We start from the raw sequence: 16,958 nt of genomic DNA on the forward strand, positions 1-16,958 counted from the left end.
AGAATAAAGTAACGATGATGAATAAAAAGATATTTTTTGTTTTGCTGGTAACGTTATATAGCTGTAGCCTGTACGCGCAGTGGGATTTTCGAACCAACTATTTTAAGATTCATATTGATAAGCGGGGCTTTATCACCAGTATGAAGAATATCACATTGAGGCCGTACCGGGAATTCAGCCCGGCAGATAAACCATCGCCGCTGATGCAGCTGTACGATGGCAAGCAATATTATGAACCGGTAAAGGCATACTACCAGCCATCGGATAAATTGATTTCACTAACTTATTCCAATGGGTCAATAGCGCAGGTGCGCCTCACGCAGCATGCGAAGTACCTGAAACTCACCTTGCTATCCTTATCTTCCAAAAACAATATTGAAGGCATTCAATGGGGGGCATATCATACAAATATCAACAACCTTTTAGGAGAGATCATTGGTGTTGCAAGAGATACCACGGCAGCCGTAAACTACGCGATAGGCATGCTGGCGCTGAATGACAACACCCTGGGAGGTACCATAGCAACTGTGGGAGACGCCGCGCCGTTTCAATATATCATTCATACACCGGATGCAAAGCGATTCCCATTGCCGGATACCCTGCATGAAGGTCAGGTATTTAGTTTGGGCGGAAATGGCATCAGCGATGTGGCGTTTTATGCGCACAAGGAGCCGTGGTACCGGATTATGTATGGTGATGCAGCAGAGGTAGATGAACAGGGACGTATTTCTGTTTCTTATCAATCCAGGGATCGCTCCCGCAAACGGGAAATTTTGTTTTCACTGATCCCGCATATGGCCGCAAATAAGCCCAATCACATTGAGGTGCAGCCATTAGCCGGTGTTGATTATATTGGTTCTTCCGTAGCCTTATGGGGCAGCCCGGATAGTACGGCACTCCTGGACGTGCTCCAGGGAATTGTTATATCGGAGAAATTACCTCATCCTGTCATTAATGGTAAGTGGATAAAAGACCCAGCCTCTTTTGTGCCGGACGCTCTTACCGACGGTGGTTTATACGACAGCATCATATCTTATACCGCCCGCCTGGGATTTAAGGCGATTAGTTTATACGACCAGGGATTTTTGAGACCAGACAGGGGAGCTAACGGATATATGGATGGTAGCAGATTTGAAAGGAAGCCGATAAAAATGACGGCCGGTAACAAATCGCACAAGGAATTTGCAGCATTGGCTGCCCGGCAGGGTATCCTGATCGGCAGAACACCTATCACCAATTCACTGGCCCCTGGCACCATGGATGCCAGTCCTTTTCCGAGCGACAGCCTGTGCTATCAGCAAAAGCGTTTGCTTATCCGCAAGCTTAGTCCTGGGGATACGGTTATCCTTGTAAATGATCCAAAATACATGGATGAAATTGCCAGTTGGGAGGGACATTGCGAAGACTTGAATATGATAAAGATCGGCAAAGAGCTGATACATTACCTGGGTGTATCGGATCAGCCGCCATACCGGTTGCTGAACGTGAAGCGTGGCTACTGGAATACAGTTCCGTTAAGCCATGAGGAAGGGGATATTGTTTACAAACTGCAGGTGACCGTTAATTACGGATATGACGGGGTGATCCCAAACATGCAACTGCAGGATGAGATAGCAAAGTATTATGGAGAGGTGTGTAAGATCAATGGTTTGGCTTACTATGATTTCGACGGACAGGAATTCCTGTTCAATAACGGGCATGGTTATTACTCCGCCAAAAGATTCTTCCGCAAAATGTTTGAACATGCCCGCACAGTTGGCGTGCCATATATCCGTTTTACCGGCGCCACGTTGTCGGAAGGCTCCTGGCATTACCAGAGCATCTGGAATGTTGGCGGAGGAAAAAACCTGTATGATGTTGATACCAGGGAGTGGGGGAGCACTACCAGCCAGGGAAAAGATCTGCGTGACGTAACATACGCCAATTTCTTCCCGGTGGGCATGGGCGGGAACTTTCCTATTACGGCCAAATCAACGGTGGAGCAGTACGAGCATATACAAGCCATTTCTGTGGGGCTGGGTACTACATATAGTATGCGGCTGAACCAGAAAGATGTGGAAAGTTGTCCGCAGAAAGATGCCATATTTCAGGTCATCCGGACCTGGGAGGATGCACGCGCTGCCAATGCATTTCCCCGCCAGGTAAAGATACTGCTGGCCGATCCGGCTAAAAGCTGGAAGCTGGAAGTTGGGAACGACAAAAATACCTGGAGATTGTATGAAGTTACCGGGGGAACCAAATCACAACCAATACAATTGAGAGCCAGGTTATAAAAAAATCAGGCATCCAGCACAAGGTGACTGGAAGGCACACAACTGCAGGGCAAACAGTTATCTTTGCCCGGTTGAACCATGGTAGGATGGATATATTTAATTTCGCCTCGCTGCAATTTTGTAAGGCAGGTTCCGCAATCTCCAAAGAGACAACCCGAGGAGATATCAATATCATTGGCCTCCGCAAATTCCAGGATAGACCGGTAGCGCTGATCCCAAAGTAGTTTTTTCCCTGATTTAATAAATTCTATCATCAATTCACTGGATTCCTGGTTGTTTTGTTCAGGAACTACGGTAATTGTGCCAAAGGACTCGGTATGAATATTTGACGCAGATACACCTGCCTTCTCCAGGGCTCCCGTGATGGATTGCATCATAGCTTCGGGGCCGCAGATATAATAGTCCATATGAATATCGGACAACAATGCAAACATTTTCTCTACTGTAATAAATCCTGTATAGTCGTAATGCAGCCCTTCAATACAGCCAGGGAGTACGTGGTTGTAAAAGGTATAGATGTTGAAATTAGCGGATGTTTTTTTCAGCTGAGATAGCTCTTCCAAAAAGCTGTGCTCATCTTGTTGATTAACGCCATAGAAAAAATAAACCTCTCTTTGGGGATTGACTTTGGCAATAGTTTTCAACATGCTGAGCAACGGCGTGATGCCAATACCTCCCGCAATGAGAACAAGCGGGAGCATCTCTTCTGCATTAATATAAAATTCCCCCGCCGGCCCTTTCGCTTCCAGGTAATCACCTTCCTTTACAATATCGAATATGTAGGAAGAGCATAAGCCCGCTCTTACAACACCCTGATCCAGGATGCGTTCTTTTTTAACAGAGATACGGTAATACCCGTTGTTATAGTGGTCGGAAAAACTATAGTACCGGAAAGCAGGTATCTCTTGCCCCGGAATATGGAATTTGAACATTAAATGCTGTCCCGGCCGGAAGACCGGAAGATCCGGCGAATTTACCGGCTTCATATACAGGGATACAACGTCCCTACTTTCAAACACTTTTTTAATAACTTCAAATTGCTTGTACGATGTCATACATATTGCCTTTAAATAATCTTAATCTGCGGCGACCTCCTGTCTGTCCGCACGTATGTCGCGATAATTCATATCATAGGCAAGCACTGTTGAATCTGGCTCGATGCCCCAATGCTGGCATGCCTTCTTATAAATATCCGGCCACCAGTTTTCATGTGCTGTTAAACCTGCTTCGAGAAATTTATCATAAGCATCCATTAATGCTTTGCTCCATGCTTTGTTGCCATATTCCATTGCCTCATTCTGTCCACCTAATTCCGGAACAATCCAATCCCTGCCTATTTTGGCATGTAACACTTCATCAGCCCAGTCATAATCCTGGATTAATTCGGTCAACCGGTTGGCGGTGGCTATCGCTACATCCCATTCATATTTTTTACCTGTTTTGGCCGGCATCAATCCCTGTTCAATAAAGTACAAAATGGAATGACGCTCCTTACTGGTCATTTTTGTATTCAACAGGTAAGACCAGGTGATATTAAAAGGAATAGTTTTCCAGTCGATATCCAGTGAAGTAAATCCGACTTCTCCCATCATGGCATGCCGGGCTTCATCCCATATCTGCCGGATCATATCTTTATAATAGTTCCAGGGCTTGTCCTTCGTTTCATATACGATACTGGACATCATTTCGGGAACATCTATTTCCCTCATTCGCTTGAAGTAAAGCATGATCGTTTTGGGAAGCGGTGGAAATTGCGGATCCAGTAAAAACGACTCGGCGTTTACCCGCATATTGTATACATCCTTAAAGCGTTCATCCCTCCTGGGTACAAGGGAGATTTCAGCGGGCTGTAATGAATACATCTTTTTGACCGGCTTTTCAATACAAGTCTGGGTGCCGTCAAGATCACCTATGGTTGCCAGACAGTCGGTTAATAAATTAATCCATTCACCGTATGCTTCCCTGGCGTTTTCATCGATAAGTGCACTCACCGCTTTTTGACCATATGCGTCAATATCTTTTATGTCTGCCAGCGCCTGGCGGCAGATCCTGAAAGTGGGATGATCAAAGAGCCGGTTGTTCTCCGCAATATGACGTTCCAGTCCGCGAACCAGCGAAGGGATGATAACACCATAAATTCCCCATACCAAAGCCTCCGTGGTGGGTGCATATTGGACTTCATCCAATAGGATATCCAGTGTTTCGTGAGGTGTTGTGTCCATGCCATATGGAGGTTGCCGCATCTCGCGTACCCTGTTGAAAAATGGTTCAACATGTTCTGCGAGGTAATGGGCATGTAATGAAAAAGCCATTTTCAATTCATAGATAGGCATAGCCGCTATGCGGCTGGTAAATATAAGACTGAGCCTCCTGGCCGTCCAATGATAGCGTTTCAGCCTGGCTACACTTTCGGTCACCGTTAGCCCTTTGGTAATGGCATCTTTCATTTCATGCAGTCCTACCAGTTCAGGCAGGCCCTTATAACCAATATAATTTTCTGCAAGCATGATGTTATCTGGTTTTATGGTTTAATTGAATTGTTATTATTCTTTGGCGCATACCTCAATTGTTGAGCGAAAAATTTAAGGGAGTTCCCAATATGCGCTGTCCAGTACGGCCACTCATGTCCACCCGGAAATTCATCATATACATGGGCAATGCCGGCTGCCTTGAGTTGCTGGTGCAATTGCCGGTTATATTCAATCAGCGGGTCACCGAGGCCACAATCAAACCGCATGGCCGGCAAATGGCACCGGTGTTGTTCTATTGTTTGAAAAACATGCTCATCGGCCGCGGATAATTGCCGGTAGTTCGATAGTTCTTCTTCTGCAAACAATGACATCTGTTCCAGGGATGTGATGGAAGAATGGCCGGACATACCCCGGAAAAGGCTGCCATTTTTAGCGCCAATACGTAAAGCACCAAAACCACCCATTGAAAGCCCGGTTATAAATAACGGGGATGCTTCGGTCACACCTGCAATCTTTTCAGACAGTGCAGCCACCACGTCCTCCGCAATCCATTTTTCAAAATCATACCCGTTATGCGGAAGATAAGCAGATCCGTCACCCCAAAGCCCATCGGAGGGCATGGCCAGTATCATGGGAGGGATTTCTCCGGAACGTATCATTTCCATTACCTGGAGATGCACCCCGGCACTATGCGTCCAGGCCCAGGCGCTGCCATAAACGCCATGCAGCAGTATTACAACCGGGAGTACCTCTGAAGCGCTGATACCCGGTGGCACAAATATGCAGATGTCACCACGTCCCCTCAAATGTTGTGATTTAACAGTCATGAACCGCAGGTTGGCTGATTCATATCGTGGGTCTGAAATTTCTATGGTTCTGAACTTTGACATGGTCATATCTTTAGCCGAGTATAATAACTCCTTTCGCATTTTTTCCCTGCAGCATATCCTGGAAAGCAGCTTCCAGGTTTTCTAAATCATATGTTTTCGTAATCATTTCTTCGAGTAGTAACTGACCACAGTCGTATAAGCCGATGAGCTTAGGGAAATCAATTTCCGGGCGGCATTTTCCGTAAAGTGGATTGATGTAGGTTTTATCCCATTCAAACAGGGTCATGTCGACGGTAATTGCCTGCTCAATACCACTGACCTGAACCGCGGTGCCTCCGTTGCGAATCATTGCCAATGGGGCAGCCCCTAACTCAGGGACAGCGGTACATTCAAATGCATAGTCTGCCCCCCGTCCATTCGTTAATGCTTTTACGGCTATGGAGGCCCGTAGCAGTCCTAAGTCCTCTTTACTCGCCGTAATCGTATGGGTGGCGCCAAAATTCACAGCCATGCTCAGTCTCTTTTCATTGATATCAATAGCAATAATTTTTGCTGCACCGGCTATTCTTGCCCCCTGAATCACACTCAGGCCAACACCACCTGTTCCCAATACCACCACTGACGTGCCTGGTTTTACTTTGGCCGCATTCACCACAGACCCGTAGCCGGTCATAACCCCACAGCCGATAATACTGGCCGCCTGGAAAGACATATCCCTGGAATAGTTTTTTACAATCGCGGAAGATTTCACCAGCGTGTATTCGGAAAAGGTGCCGAGGTTAAATGACCGCTCAATAGGGACTCCTTTCCAGGTTGTGCCGGCAGCATGTGCATGGCCGCCGGAATATACTTTGCCGCCGGCGGTTACGGGTGAATTGTTTTCACAGATATTCTGATTGCCCTCCAGGCACTGAAAACAATGACCGCAGGGAGTAGCCCAATTGAGCACCACAGCGTCTCCTGCCGCAATACCAGTAACCGCTGCACCGCATTTAACCACAATGCCCGCTCCTTCGTGGCCAATGACCATGGGCTTACCCCATTTCAGGGAATCATAGTCTGTATGACATATACCGGCGGCTTTTATTCTGACTACTACCTCATCAGCTTCCGGTTCATGAATTTCAATTTCATCAATCATTAAAGTGCCGTCCCCGTTTGTAAGTGCAGCTTTACATTTAATTGACATATTTGACTATTTATTAGTTTGATTACAATAAAAGAGGAGGCTACCCCAAAGCCCCAGGAACGTGAAAAGCATTTTAAAATGGTTTTAACAAAAATATCCTATCGTCCCCTTGATTTAAGTGCTGATTTTGATCAATTATTACCTTATTTTGTCATTGGCTACAGATATTTTTTTGTAAACCAAAGCACACGAAATGAAAGCACAGTTTGAGGCTATTGCCCAGCAGGAAACCACCTCCCTGAATTTCCATATCCAGGAAAAAAAGGAGTTTGATTACCCCTTTCATTATCATCCTGAATATGAATTGACCTATATACTTTCCAGTCGCGGGATGCGATACGTTGGCAACCATTTTGGCTATTTCCGGGAAGATGATTTTGTGCTTTTAGGGCCTCATCTGCCGCATTGCTGGAGGAATTCGGAAGATCAGCAGGATATGGCTTCTGCTATTGTGATACAATGGAACGAAGATTTATTGGGTAATGGATGGCTGGATAATAAAGAATTCAGATGGATTAAGAAATTGCACCAGCTGGCAAATAAAGGCATCAGGTTTCACGAAAATATTGCACAAGGCATAAAAGCAAGACTACTGAATATCGCGGCGATGCCGCCGTTTGAAAAACTGATATCGGTGCTGCAAATTCTCAATGATTTGGCCCAAACAGATCAATATGACCTTTTATGTGAGGATGGGTTTTCCTATAACCTGAATTATACAGAAAACGAGCGGATCAATACCGTTTATCAGTATGTAAGGTTGAATTATAGTAAGAAAATTACCCTGAAAGCTATTGCAGCAGAGGTAAATATGACCGAACAATATTTTTCCAGGTTTTTTAGTAAGGTGATGAAAAAAACCTTCTTCGCGTTTTTGAATGAATACCGGATTAATGTTGCCTGTAAATTGCTTATTGAAACAGATATGAATGCCAACCAGGTGGGGTATGCTGCAGGATATGAAAGTTTTCCTTTCTTTTACCGTCAGTTTAAGAAGTTTAAATCCTGCTCCCCACAAAAATACAGGGCCGAATTTCAGAAAACACCTCATCCATATATCCCGTAATAAATAATTGTTTTATCAGTGCCGTTTTTGAATCAGTTCAGGCTGGCCATTGGAACGGATTTCCAACTTCACATCTGCCCCGTTTTCACCTGAATATTTCCCGTCGAAAGTAATTTCATTCGCGCCACTGGATAAAACCGGCAGCGGTTTATTCAGATCTACGGTTTGCAGCAATTGCCATTGCCGGTTGTATACCTGTATTATTTTGCCATCACATTTCAGGAATTGGTTTCTCTTCAGGCTTACCGGCAATACCAATGCATCCTGGTGATTAATGCCTATTGATATCTGATCGAAAGTCACATCCGGATCAGACTCCTTGCTGGCAGCGAGTGTAATAATAAAAGACACCGGTTGGGAAGCCGCCGGGTTATTAAACGTGAATGTGGAAAAAACCGGTTCTCCGGGTTGTTTCATTTGTTGTGTATGTTTAAAATAGGCGTTATATACAGGAGTCAGCTTATATTGACTGCTTCCTGTCATCTCCAGGTGAAATTCGTGCTTTAAACTTCGCATCTGCTCTTTCTGCGCTTCGCTGAAAATATGCTCCATACGGGCTTGTTCCCAGGTGTTTATCAATCCCAGCAACTCGTCTTTCTTTCCGTGTTTCCGCAATGTTTCGAGGCTGGTAGCCAGTCCAAATCCTGCATTATACCCGGCGCCAAGGGCCAGCATCCATTCTATATCTTCCGGGGTGGTTTCTGGGCGCAGACTGAACCAGCCCAGCATGGAGGGCATCAGGTTGCGGCGGAAAAATTGCTGGTTCTTGAGGCGCAATTGCAACTGGCTTTCTCTGAAGCCGGCGTACCAGGGCTCACCCCAGTTCATCCTGGTGTAAATATGCCAGAAGTAGTGGCCGGGCATACTGGCATCATTGATCACTTTTCCTTTCAATTCGGGTGTCAGGTTATCGTACCAGGTTTTTGTAAACAACTGCTTCGCATACTGACCCATGCCGGAAGACCAGCAGCCTTCAAGTCCATCGAAAGATATCTGCATCAGGCCCGTTTCATTAAATAACCGTGCAAGGGTTTTCGCCATTTCTTCCTGCAGTGCATAATCGGTGAGAAATACTTTGTACGGATGATCCATCAGTTTACCAACAGTATCATTTGCGGAATGGGCCGCAGCATTGGTGCCAAAGGAGCCGCGCTGACAATCAAGCAGTTTCCAGGGAGCAGAGGTGGATACCGTTCCATAACGGATAATTTCATTGCCTATAACTACTGACTTTAGCGTATTGTTTTGAAACTGGTTGAAGTAAACCGGGTCACTGATCCCGATTTCTTTTGCATTGGCATCAATAGCTGCACTGAGCTGTGAATAACCTACTTTTGCCAACCGCGGGTCGGGTACCGGGGTTACATAAGGATCGTTGGTAGTAATGAAATTGGATAATGTATGGATACCTAGCCGCACTCCCTTCGCTTTTGCGGTTTCAACACACTGCTTCATAGTGGTCCAGTTCTCCGGAAATTCTTTCGCATGCAGCTTAAAATGCCCCCAGTTATCAAAAGGATCGCCATGATAGAGATAGCGAAGGCCCGCCTGTTTGGTAACCGCTATTGCTTCCTGCAGGTTATCGATGCCGAAATCCATGATCAGGTATGATTCAGAAGCGTGCAAAGCCTGTTTCCCCCATTCGCCATCCAGCAGCGGATGCGGTAATCCTTCTTTGAGTTCAATCTGCGAAATAGTGGGTAGCACATCAGCATTCGCAACTCCGAAAAGCGCGATCTTGCTGCCTGCAACACCGCCATCTTTGAACGCAGGGGCGAGGTAAGCGCTATGCCCCCAGTTTTCAATAACCCGGTCCTTGTCCCGGTTGCGGCAATACGCCTGCAATACAGCTCCATAATCAGTAGGACGGGCAACGTCTCCTCTGAATGACTGTTTGTTCATGTCATCTTCCTTTACATCCACCTTGTTGTGGCCTTCAAACACGTCATAGGATGGTTCAATATCGCTTTCTTCGTTCGGGTATCCTCCAAGTGTTTTTACATTCAACGCCTGGATGCCGATAGCAAACTCCTTGTTCCGTACTACGCCTACTACTTCGCCTACTGTATCTGCGATGGTAACGGGGTATGGTCCCCATAATATCAGCTCAATATTTTCAGAAGAAGTTAGTTGTGTCAGTTCAAAACTGATGTAACGATCGTTGCGCTGCACTTTTACTTTTGCTTCGACACCCGCCTGCGGATAAGATAATAACAGTTCTGATTTTTTTGCGTTCCAGGCACAACTCCCCGGGGCAAGAATATGGCCTTCTTTCTTTATGCTCATGAGCGCAGTCGCCTTATCTGCAAATATGAATTCCTTTTGCAGCGCAAGGCTCTTCATACTAGTCACCTTCCCGGAATTGTCCAGCTGGATACTCCACTGCTTCGTTTTGAAATTTACCTGTGCGGTAGCCGGCAAAACGACTAATCCTGCCAGAACAGCCAGGATTGGAACCAGGTGCTTGATGAGACTTCTCTTTTTCATTTCAATATTTTAGATGAGTGTAGGGAGCGCGTTTTTCATACCGGCCGCAAATTGTTCATTCTGCTTCTTGTATACTAATGTATTTTTATCATTTTTTGCCGTTTTATTTACTGGTGTTGGATTTTTTAAGGAAGATGAGATGTTTGAGGTATCCGGGATCTTACGGAAAACCGTAAGTATCCCGATTTATAGTCTGTTATATTAGCAAGATCTAAATAAAACTTCCAAATTTAAAAACGCTCACTATGGGAAAAATTGAAGCGATTAAACCAGGGCCAAAACCCAAGAAAGACAATGACGAATTAGATAAAAGAAGGAGAGTTACACCTGAAAAAAAGCCCGACTATCCTCCTTTAAAACCTCACAAGCACAAGCCCAGGGATTAATCACAGGGATTATAAGCGTGATACCATTGTATCGCGCTTATAATTTAATCCAGGTTACCGCCGGAACCAATTGATATCTACATGGCCGTCAGCCGCAAGTGTTGATGGATTGGTATTGAAATTAAATAATGCAAACCGGTTGGCCGTCCAATCGAGTCCCAGGCCCATTTTTAATTCGCTTCCAATAGGAAGAAAATCCTTACCATTAGTACTGTAGAAAAAAGTAGCAACAAAGCCTTTTTCTCTTGTAACGGATTTAAACCAAATTTTAGGCTGCTTCAAATTAATAACTGCTATAGTACTATCATTCATTGCCATAATAATTTCTTTTCTGCCTGCAGCTTGCCGGACGGCCACATAAGCATAGGGAACCTGGAATATACCCAAACCGGCGACGTCATTATCTTTCATTCCACTGATATCCATTTCTATTGTTCCTTCGGAATACGGACCTTCTACCCGCTGAGTCAAAGTGTTGATGGCATGAAACAGGGTGGAGGCTTTGCCCGCTTTTAAGCGGAGATACCCCGGTCGCTCAGTCAATGACCATTTACTATTATCAGGATTATGGTTCCATTGCCATTGCAATGCCAATGAAGTAGCGTCGAATTCATCAGAGCTGGCAGGAACAGTAATCGGGGAGGAGATTCCTGTAACTGGTTTGGGGAATATATCTACCCCTATCCCTTTGTTACCAAATATGGGCCAGCCATCTTCCCAGGTAACCGGTTCCAGGTTTGGCACACGCCCGATAGGACCACGATCCTGCATAATAATAGCCCACCAGGAGCCGTCTTTCAATTGTACCATACCACCCTGATGTAAGCCATTGCCGGGATAAGTATGATCATCCTGCATGATTACTTTCGCTTCATAAGGGCCATATATGCTGTCTGAGCGCAAACAAACCTCCCGTCCCCGCGTGCCACCAGTAGAACCAAGTATATAATATTTGTTATTGACTTTGTATAGATGCGATCCTTCAAGATATGGAAAAGCAGGATTGTCGTAGATCTTCCGCTGCGGAACTTTCACGGACTTCGCGTCACTATTTAGCGCTGTAATATAAAGTGCCTGCTGTCCATGCACAACATATACTTTGCCGTTATCATCAAAAAAAAGCCCCGGATCATACAGGTACTCATTGAATATTGTTCTTGTCCACGGGCCGTTTATATTTTTGGCAGTACAGATGGAAAAATGTCCTTCCTTCGTTTCCATCTTAGGTGTGCAGAATCCCACATAAAAGGTGCTGTCGTGATAGCGGATGGTAGCAGCCCAGGAGCCGCTCAGATACATATCACCTCCCTTCATGTCATAGCGGGGATCTTCCTCATACCTTGAAACGGCATAGCCTCCCATCTCCCAGTTTACTAAGTCCCGGGAAACCGCAATAGGGCAACCGGGTACATAATGCATACTGGTGGAAATGAAGTAGAATTTATCGTCCACCCGGATAATGTCAGGGTCGGGCCAGTCGCCCCACATGAGCGGATTAGTGAAATATCCATTGCCCAGATCCGGTGTCCAGCTTTTTGTAATTTGTGAGGAGGCGGTAGTGAAATACCATAGCAATGTAAATAATACTAAGATTTTTTTCATCGATCACTGTATTTGTTTTTCCGGTAATGTTATTCCCCGGTATTGCGTTCATGTTCACGGCGAAATTATATTAAAACAATCGATGTTCACGTGGAATTTATGACAGAGGCAGCCCCTGCAAAAATACCATTGGTAATGGTCAAATTAAGCGTTGTGTAAGAGAGCGGGTAATGCCGGGATTTCTTAACAGGTATAAGAATCAGCCATATTGCGCGGGCACTTTATCTATGTTTACTCATATTCATGACCCTTTCAATTCGTGGCCGGTTATATCGTTGAAGCAAAATAGGGTATAGATTGAATAATATATTCAGTACTAACAACCACAGCGACTTGAGGATTCCGAATTTAAATGCAACGAAAATATTAATCCCCAAAACTATCATCAAAATAATGATATGCCCTAATTCAGATTGTTTTGTCCGGTAATGCAGATGCATTAAAGCTTTGGTATTCTTTTCCACCGGGCTGGATTTTTTGTTTAGTTTTTCCCAGCCAATCCAAACCAATAATTTCCTGAAAACATTTATTCCAAGAGACTGATATATTTTCCCTCCCTGTTCCCATGGCTTTTCGGTATAGTAAGGGGAAGTAAGCGGGGCTTTCAATGTTTCCGTAAAGAAAAGCACGCAGCCCATCAACAGGAAATTAAGCGCCCAGGCAAATGCAAAACCTTGCATCCCAACGTAATAAATGAGGGCATAAGTACAGGTAATGGTGAGAATTACAATGAAAATTAAAATCAGGACTTTCCGCATTGATTACTATCGTTAAGATGATAAGTTGTTTCACAACGCACGAATATACGGAACTCTTTCATTTTGGTTATGGATATCCTTGATTCGGTTATCATTGAAAGATGATGATTCCTGAGTTTTGCATTGTTTATTAATCATCAATATTATGGAAAATCAAATCAGATCGTCAGCAAACAATCAACTTGTAGCACTTGTAACAGGCGCCAACCAGGGCGTTGGATTTCAGATCGCTAAAGCACTTGCTGCCAACGGCTATACCGTATATGTTGGCTCACGTAATCAAAGCAACGGAGAAAAAGCGGCGGCCGAAATTGGTGGCAATGCGTATGCTATTCAACTTGATGTTACCCTGAAGGCAACAATCGATGCAGCAGCAGAACGTATTGAAAAGGAACAGGGCCGCCTGGACCTGCTGGTTAACAATGCGGGCATATCTCATGCGGGAAAGCCGGGCAGGACGCTGGAGGAGATAATGGAAGATGGCCGTGCTACCACCGCTTCACTGGAAGAAATCCGCACCGTATGGGAAACCAATGTATTTGGCGTTATTGCTGTTAGTCAGGCCATGCTGCCTTTGCTCCGGAAGTCAGCGGCCGCACGCATCGTCAATGTATCCAGCGTATTGGGCTCTCTTACCTGGATCGCGGATCCCACTTGCTGGGCAAGGGATCATTTTAACGTTGTTTACGCTGCCTCCAAAACGGCTCTCAATGCGGTTACGCTGGCCTTTGCCATCGAACTGGAAAAGGAAAACATTAAAGTCAATGCAACAAGCCCCGGCTTTACAGCCACTGCATTGAATAACTTCCAGGGCACAGATTCCGTTGAAGTTGGCTCACGTGAACCGATACGCGTGGCACTTGACACCGATGGTCCAACCGCCAGCTTTACCGGTCCGGATGGCCCTTCGCCGTGGTAATTGCAGCACAGTAAAATTAATTAATGACCGGTGGCCGAAATAGTCACCGGTTAAAGTTATTATCTTTAATTATGAAAAATGAACAGCCCAAACTCCCTAAGCTGGACTCCATAGCGGAACTTCACCGCCAGCTGGGGCTTCCCGGTCCACGGCATCCTATCATCAGCTTATTGGATGCCACAAACGGTGAAATCGATATGAGCCGGCTTCCAGGCGGTTATATCTCGGGTTTCTATAAGATCTCCTTTATCACCGAACTGAAAGGAAAGTTCCGGTACGGTCAGGGCTATTATGATTTCGACGAAGGTAGTCTCTTATTCACTGCACCAAACCAGGTTGTAGGTGCTACAAACAATTACCAGGGTAATAAAAGTTATTCGCTGATCATCCATCCGGATTTCCTGCAAGGCTATCCATTGGCCACGAAGATCAAAAACTACGGCTTTTTCTCTTATGCTATCAACGAAGCGTTGCACCTTTCTGAGCAGGAGAAGTCGACTGTGCATGCTATTTATAACATTATCGGGGAAGAGCTGAACAGCAGGATCGATGAATTCAGCCATGAGGTAGTTATCGCCCAGATTGAGCTGCTGTTGAGCTATGCTAAACGATTTTATAATCGCCAGTTCCTTACGCGGAAAGTTGTTACAAATGATTTGCTCCAGCAACTGGAAGAACTGCTCAATACTTATTTTGAGCGGGACAAGCCCGCCAGTGATGGCATACCCACAGTTAAATACCTCTCTGAACAACTCAACTTTACACCGAATTATCTCAGCGATATGCTCCGGTCACTTACCGGCCTGAATGCGCAACAACATATTCATCAAAAACTCATCGAAAGGTCCAAGGAGCTGTTATCTACAACAAATCTCACCATCAGTGAAGTGGCCTATGAGTTAGGCTTTGAGCATCCTCAATCATTCAGCCGGTTATTCAAAATGAAAACGAAGCTGTCGCCGCTGGAGTTCCGGCAAACGTTTAATTAATAAGCGGCCGTATTTCAAGAAAAAACGCAAGGCGCAACGTGCATTTCTATGCAAACACGGGAAGGTATCCGCCCGGTTACCGGTATTGTATTTTAATATTATTATCATTATCTTGGATGAATTGTTTCAAAACACTTTTGTCAAGCCATGGGGGAGCCTGTAGAGGAAGGGCAAAAAGCCACCACGTTAGTACAGCCGGAAGTTACCGATCTGGAGCTGGTATTTAAAGAGTGCTATGCAGTTCTCCTGGCGTATGCCTGTAAATTCGTGTTGCGCGAAACCGCTGAAGACATCGTACAGGATGTTTTTGTACAAATACACCGGAAAAGTGCCTCTCTCCAATTAACCTCCAATATCAAAAGTTACCTGTTTCGTAGTATTCATAACAGTTGCCTGGATTATATTAAACACCAGGCAGTGCATCAGCGGTATGTGAATGCCGCCTTACCCGGTCTTACGGCCGCTGAACTGGACTATTTTAACCCGGACAGTCCCCGGCAAAGCCTCCTGGAGCAGGACAACCTGGAGGCCAGCGTGTGGCGGGCCATACAGGAATTGCCGCCTAAATGCCGGGAAGTGGTAACGCTCCGTTACCTGCAAGGGCTTAAAACCGGCGAAATCTCTGCTGTCATGGGTATCTCTTCCCGCACGGTAGAAACACAATTATATAAGGCGATTAAGCAACTCAGAGGAATCGTCAGGAAAGTGAACTACTTGTTTTCTTTTATTTTATTGTAGCCTGTAATCCCGGTCATCCCCTCTTTTCTCCTTTCTGAAAAAAAATTTAAAAAAAGAGTACGTAGAAATTATCTCCTTGTCGTCTAATTAAATGACATGTCACTACACCATAATACAAACGAATTGGATTATACGATCTTAATAAGGTTTATTGAAGGGAAGACAAGCCCTGAGGAAACTGAGGTAATAGTCGCCTGGCTGAAGGCTTCCCCGGGCAACCAGGCGTTGTATTTCCAGGTAAAAGACATCCTCGACCAGGAATTGGCGGCTAAAATTACGGCAGCCGATGCCGATCAAAGCTGGCAGCGGGTATTGGCGCAGTTGTCGGCAGCAGATCAGCCGGTGACAACTGTAAAGAAACTTAGCTGGCTGAAGTATGCCGCGGCAATCCTGCTGCTGATCCTGGCTGGAGGCGCAGGAGTTTACCTGTTTATGCATACCGGCTCCCGGCCCGCAGCCCTGGTAACACTGGTGCATAAAAAAGCATCGGTACAAATGGTGCTGCTGCCAGACAGTACCCGGATATGGGTAAAGCCCGGCGGACAGGTGAAGATGCGGGATATAAAAGAGGGAGACGGACGCGAAGTATGGCTGGAAGGCAGCGCTTATTTTGAAGTGGTGAAGAAAGCGCAAACACCATTCAGGGTGCATGTGCCAGGCATGACAGTAACGGTATTGGGAACTTCTTTCACCGTAAACGAAGATAAACAACACACGGCGGTAGTGGTAAACACAGGGCTGATCAAAGCAACCGCCTTTAACAGGGAATTACTGCTGCATCCCGGGGAAAGAGGGATGGTGGTCGACAGCCAGATACAGATGGATCATATCAACCCGCAGTTATATGCCGCCTGGAAAGATGGTGATTATAAATTTGAAAACACAACTATAGATGAAATAAAAGAACTATTGTACGCGAACTATGGATACCAGGTAGAAATATTACAACCAAAAAAATTCCGGGGCACCCGGATCAGCGGACGTGTGCTGATAACAGATGACATAAGTTTATGTAAGGCGCTGGGAGCTATGCTGGAAGCAGACGTGCGGAAAGATGGCCACCGGGTTATTATTCAACCAAAATAAGCATGGTGAAAGAGACTGTATCACCTCCGTTATCTGAACAGATACGTTTTTTATAACCATATTGAACAGGAACAAATTGAACAGCAACGACGTGTAGCACGGTAATCTCATTCCCATTTTAATGAAGTAGTTTTTTAAACCAATATGTAGTCTTTAACCAAAAT

14 protein-coding genes are annotated in these 16,958 nt (G+C 45.3%); 7 read left to right on the forward strand and 7 right to left on the reverse strand.

The genetic code is table 11. The features are described from left to right. Positions 1–140: 140 nt before the first annotated feature. A complete protein-coding gene (locus tag ACLHR0_RS20520) occupies positions 141–2,273 on the forward strand; it encodes a hypothetical protein (RefSeq protein WP_436489095.1) in 2,133 nt (710 codons plus the stop codon). Positions 2,274–2,278: 5 nt separating this feature from the next. On the opposite strand, the gene ACLHR0_RS20525 is transcribed toward ACLHR0_RS20520, so the two are convergent. Genes ACLHR0_RS20525 through ACLHR0_RS20540 form a run of 4 tightly spaced genes read right to left on the reverse strand, consistent with a single transcriptional unit; the run spans position 2,279 to position 6,763 of the window. Further along, a complete protein-coding gene (locus tag ACLHR0_RS20525; protein WP_436489097.1) occupies positions 2,279–3,328 on the reverse strand; it encodes an FAD-binding oxidoreductase in 1,050 nt (349 codons plus the stop codon). A 21-nt stretch (positions 3,329–3,349) separates the two neighbouring features. After that, a complete protein-coding gene (locus ACLHR0_RS20530) occupies positions 3,350–4,780 on the reverse strand; it encodes a hypothetical protein (RefSeq protein WP_436489099.1) in 1,431 nt (476 codons plus the stop codon). A 14-nt stretch (positions 4,781–4,794) separates the two neighbouring features. Then, a complete protein-coding gene (locus ACLHR0_RS20535) occupies positions 4,795–5,634 on the reverse strand; it encodes an alpha/beta hydrolase (protein WP_436489100.1) in 840 nt (279 codons plus the stop codon). Between the two features lie 10 nt (positions 5,635–5,644). Further along, positions 5,645–6,763, reverse strand: a complete 1,119-nt coding sequence (locus tag ACLHR0_RS20540; RefSeq protein WP_436489102.1) for an alcohol dehydrogenase catalytic domain-containing protein — start codon at positions 6,761–6,763, stop codon at positions 5,645–5,647. 193 nt (positions 6,764–6,956) lie between these two features. Here ACLHR0_RS20540 and ACLHR0_RS20545 point away from each other — a divergent pair, with 193 nt between their 5' ends. Continuing rightward, positions 6,957–7,829 carry an AraC family transcriptional regulator gene (locus ACLHR0_RS20545; protein WP_436489103.1) on the forward strand — a complete coding sequence of 291 codons (873 nt, stop codon included), beginning with the start codon at positions 6,957–6,959 and terminating at the stop codon, positions 7,827–7,829. Positions 7,830–7,844: 15 nt separating this feature from the next. Here ACLHR0_RS20545 and ACLHR0_RS20550 read toward each other — a convergent pair whose 3' ends face one another. Beyond that, complete coding sequence (locus ACLHR0_RS20550; RefSeq protein ID WP_436489105.1) at positions 7,845–10,316, reverse strand: hypothetical protein; 2,472 nt, start codon at positions 10,314–10,316, stop codon at positions 7,845–7,847. Positions 10,317–10,561: 245 nt separating this feature from the next. On the opposite strand from ACLHR0_RS20550, the gene ACLHR0_RS20555 reads away from it, so the two are divergent. After that, complete coding sequence (locus tag ACLHR0_RS20555) at positions 10,562–10,702, forward strand: hypothetical protein (RefSeq protein ID WP_429050165.1); 141 nt, start codon at positions 10,562–10,564, stop codon at positions 10,700–10,702. A gap of 54 nt (positions 10,703–10,756) precedes the next feature. Here the strand turns inward: ACLHR0_RS20555 and ACLHR0_RS20560 are convergent, their stop codons facing one another. Together ACLHR0_RS20560 and ACLHR0_RS20565 are read right to left on the reverse strand one after the other, a co-directional pair. Further along, entirely contained in the window at positions 10,757–12,304 is a 1,548-nt protein-coding gene (locus tag ACLHR0_RS20560) for a glycoside hydrolase family 43 protein (protein ID WP_436489108.1), read from the reverse strand. 221 nt (positions 12,305–12,525) lie between these two features. Next, positions 12,526–12,984 (reverse strand): hypothetical protein, encoded by a 459-nt coding sequence (locus tag ACLHR0_RS20565; RefSeq protein WP_436489110.1) that lies wholly within the window; start codon positions 12,982–12,984, stop codon positions 12,526–12,528. Between the two features lie 223 nt (positions 12,985–13,207). Between ACLHR0_RS20565 and ACLHR0_RS20570 the strand changes: the two genes are divergently transcribed. From ACLHR0_RS20570 to ACLHR0_RS20585, 4 genes are all read left to right on the forward strand, one after another. Further along, on the forward strand, positions 13,208–13,981 hold the full coding sequence (locus ACLHR0_RS20570) for an SDR family NAD(P)-dependent oxidoreductase (RefSeq protein WP_436489111.1): 774 nt from the start codon (positions 13,208–13,210) through the stop codon (positions 13,979–13,981). Positions 13,982–14,052: 71 nt separating this feature from the next. Further along, on the forward strand, positions 14,053–14,970 hold the full coding sequence (locus ACLHR0_RS20575; protein ID WP_436489113.1) for an AraC family transcriptional regulator: 918 nt from the start codon (positions 14,053–14,055) through the stop codon (positions 14,968–14,970). A 147-nt stretch (positions 14,971–15,117) separates the two neighbouring features. Continuing rightward, complete coding sequence (locus ACLHR0_RS20580) at positions 15,118–15,708, forward strand: RNA polymerase sigma-70 factor (RefSeq protein ID WP_370907745.1); 591 nt, start codon at positions 15,118–15,120, stop codon at positions 15,706–15,708. 96 nt (positions 15,709–15,804) lie between these two features. After that, the gene (locus tag ACLHR0_RS20585) at positions 15,805–16,794 is read left to right on the forward strand and encodes a FecR family protein (RefSeq protein WP_436489116.1); all 990 of its coding nucleotides are present in this window, start codon (positions 15,805–15,807) and stop codon (positions 16,792–16,794) included. The last annotated feature ends 164 nt before the right edge of the window (positions 16,795–16,958 follow it).

This window comes from Chitinophaga sp. ARDCPP14 (genome assembly GCF_051362515.1).
GTDB lineage: Bacteria > Bacteroidota > Bacteroidia > Chitinophagales > Chitinophagaceae > Chitinophaga.

Coding starts and splice junctions, on each gene's coding strand:
- ACLHR0_RS20555 (WP_429050165.1), top strand. CDS start 10,562: ATGGGAAAAATTGAAGCGATTAAACCAGGGCCAAAACCCAAGAAAGAC.
- ACLHR0_RS20525 (WP_436489097.1), bottom strand. CDS start 3,328: ATGACATCGTACAAGCAATTTGAAGTTATTAAAAAAGTGTTTGAAAGT.
- ACLHR0_RS20585 (WP_436489116.1), top strand. CDS start 15,805: ATGTCACTACACCATAATACAAACGAATTGGATTATACGATCTTAATA.
- ACLHR0_RS20535 (WP_436489100.1), bottom strand. CDS start 5,634: ATGTCAAAGTTCAGAACCATAGAAATTTCAGACCCACGATATGAATCA.
- ACLHR0_RS20580 (WP_370907745.1), top strand. CDS start 15,118: ATGGGGGAGCCTGTAGAGGAAGGGCAAAAAGCCACCACGTTAGTACAG.
- ACLHR0_RS20545 (WP_436489103.1), top strand. CDS start 6,957: ATGAAAGCACAGTTTGAGGCTATTGCCCAGCAGGAAACCACCTCCCTG.
- ACLHR0_RS20530 (WP_436489099.1), bottom strand. CDS start 4,780: ATGCTTGCAGAAAATTATATTGGTTATAAGGGCCTGCCTGAACTGGTA.
- ACLHR0_RS20575 (WP_436489113.1), top strand. CDS start 14,053: ATGAAAAATGAACAGCCCAAACTCCCTAAGCTGGACTCCATAGCGGAA.
- ACLHR0_RS20520 (WP_436489095.1), top strand. CDS start 141: ATGAAGAATATCACATTGAGGCCGTACCGGGAATTCAGCCCGGCAGAT.
- ACLHR0_RS20570 (WP_436489111.1), top strand. CDS start 13,208: ATGGAAAATCAAATCAGATCGTCAGCAAACAATCAACTTGTAGCACTT.
- ACLHR0_RS20550 (WP_436489105.1), bottom strand. CDS start 10,316: ATGAAAAAGAGAAGTCTCATCAAGCACCTGGTTCCAATCCTGGCTGTT.
- ACLHR0_RS20540 (WP_436489102.1), bottom strand. CDS start 6,763: ATGTCAATTAAATGTAAAGCTGCACTTACAAACGGGGACGGCACTTTA.
- ACLHR0_RS20560 (WP_436489108.1), bottom strand. CDS start 12,304: ATGAAAAAAATCTTAGTATTATTTACATTGCTATGGTATTTCACTACC.
- ACLHR0_RS20565 (WP_436489110.1), bottom strand. CDS start 12,984: ATGCAAGGTTTTGCATTTGCCTGGGCGCTTAATTTCCTGTTGATGGGC.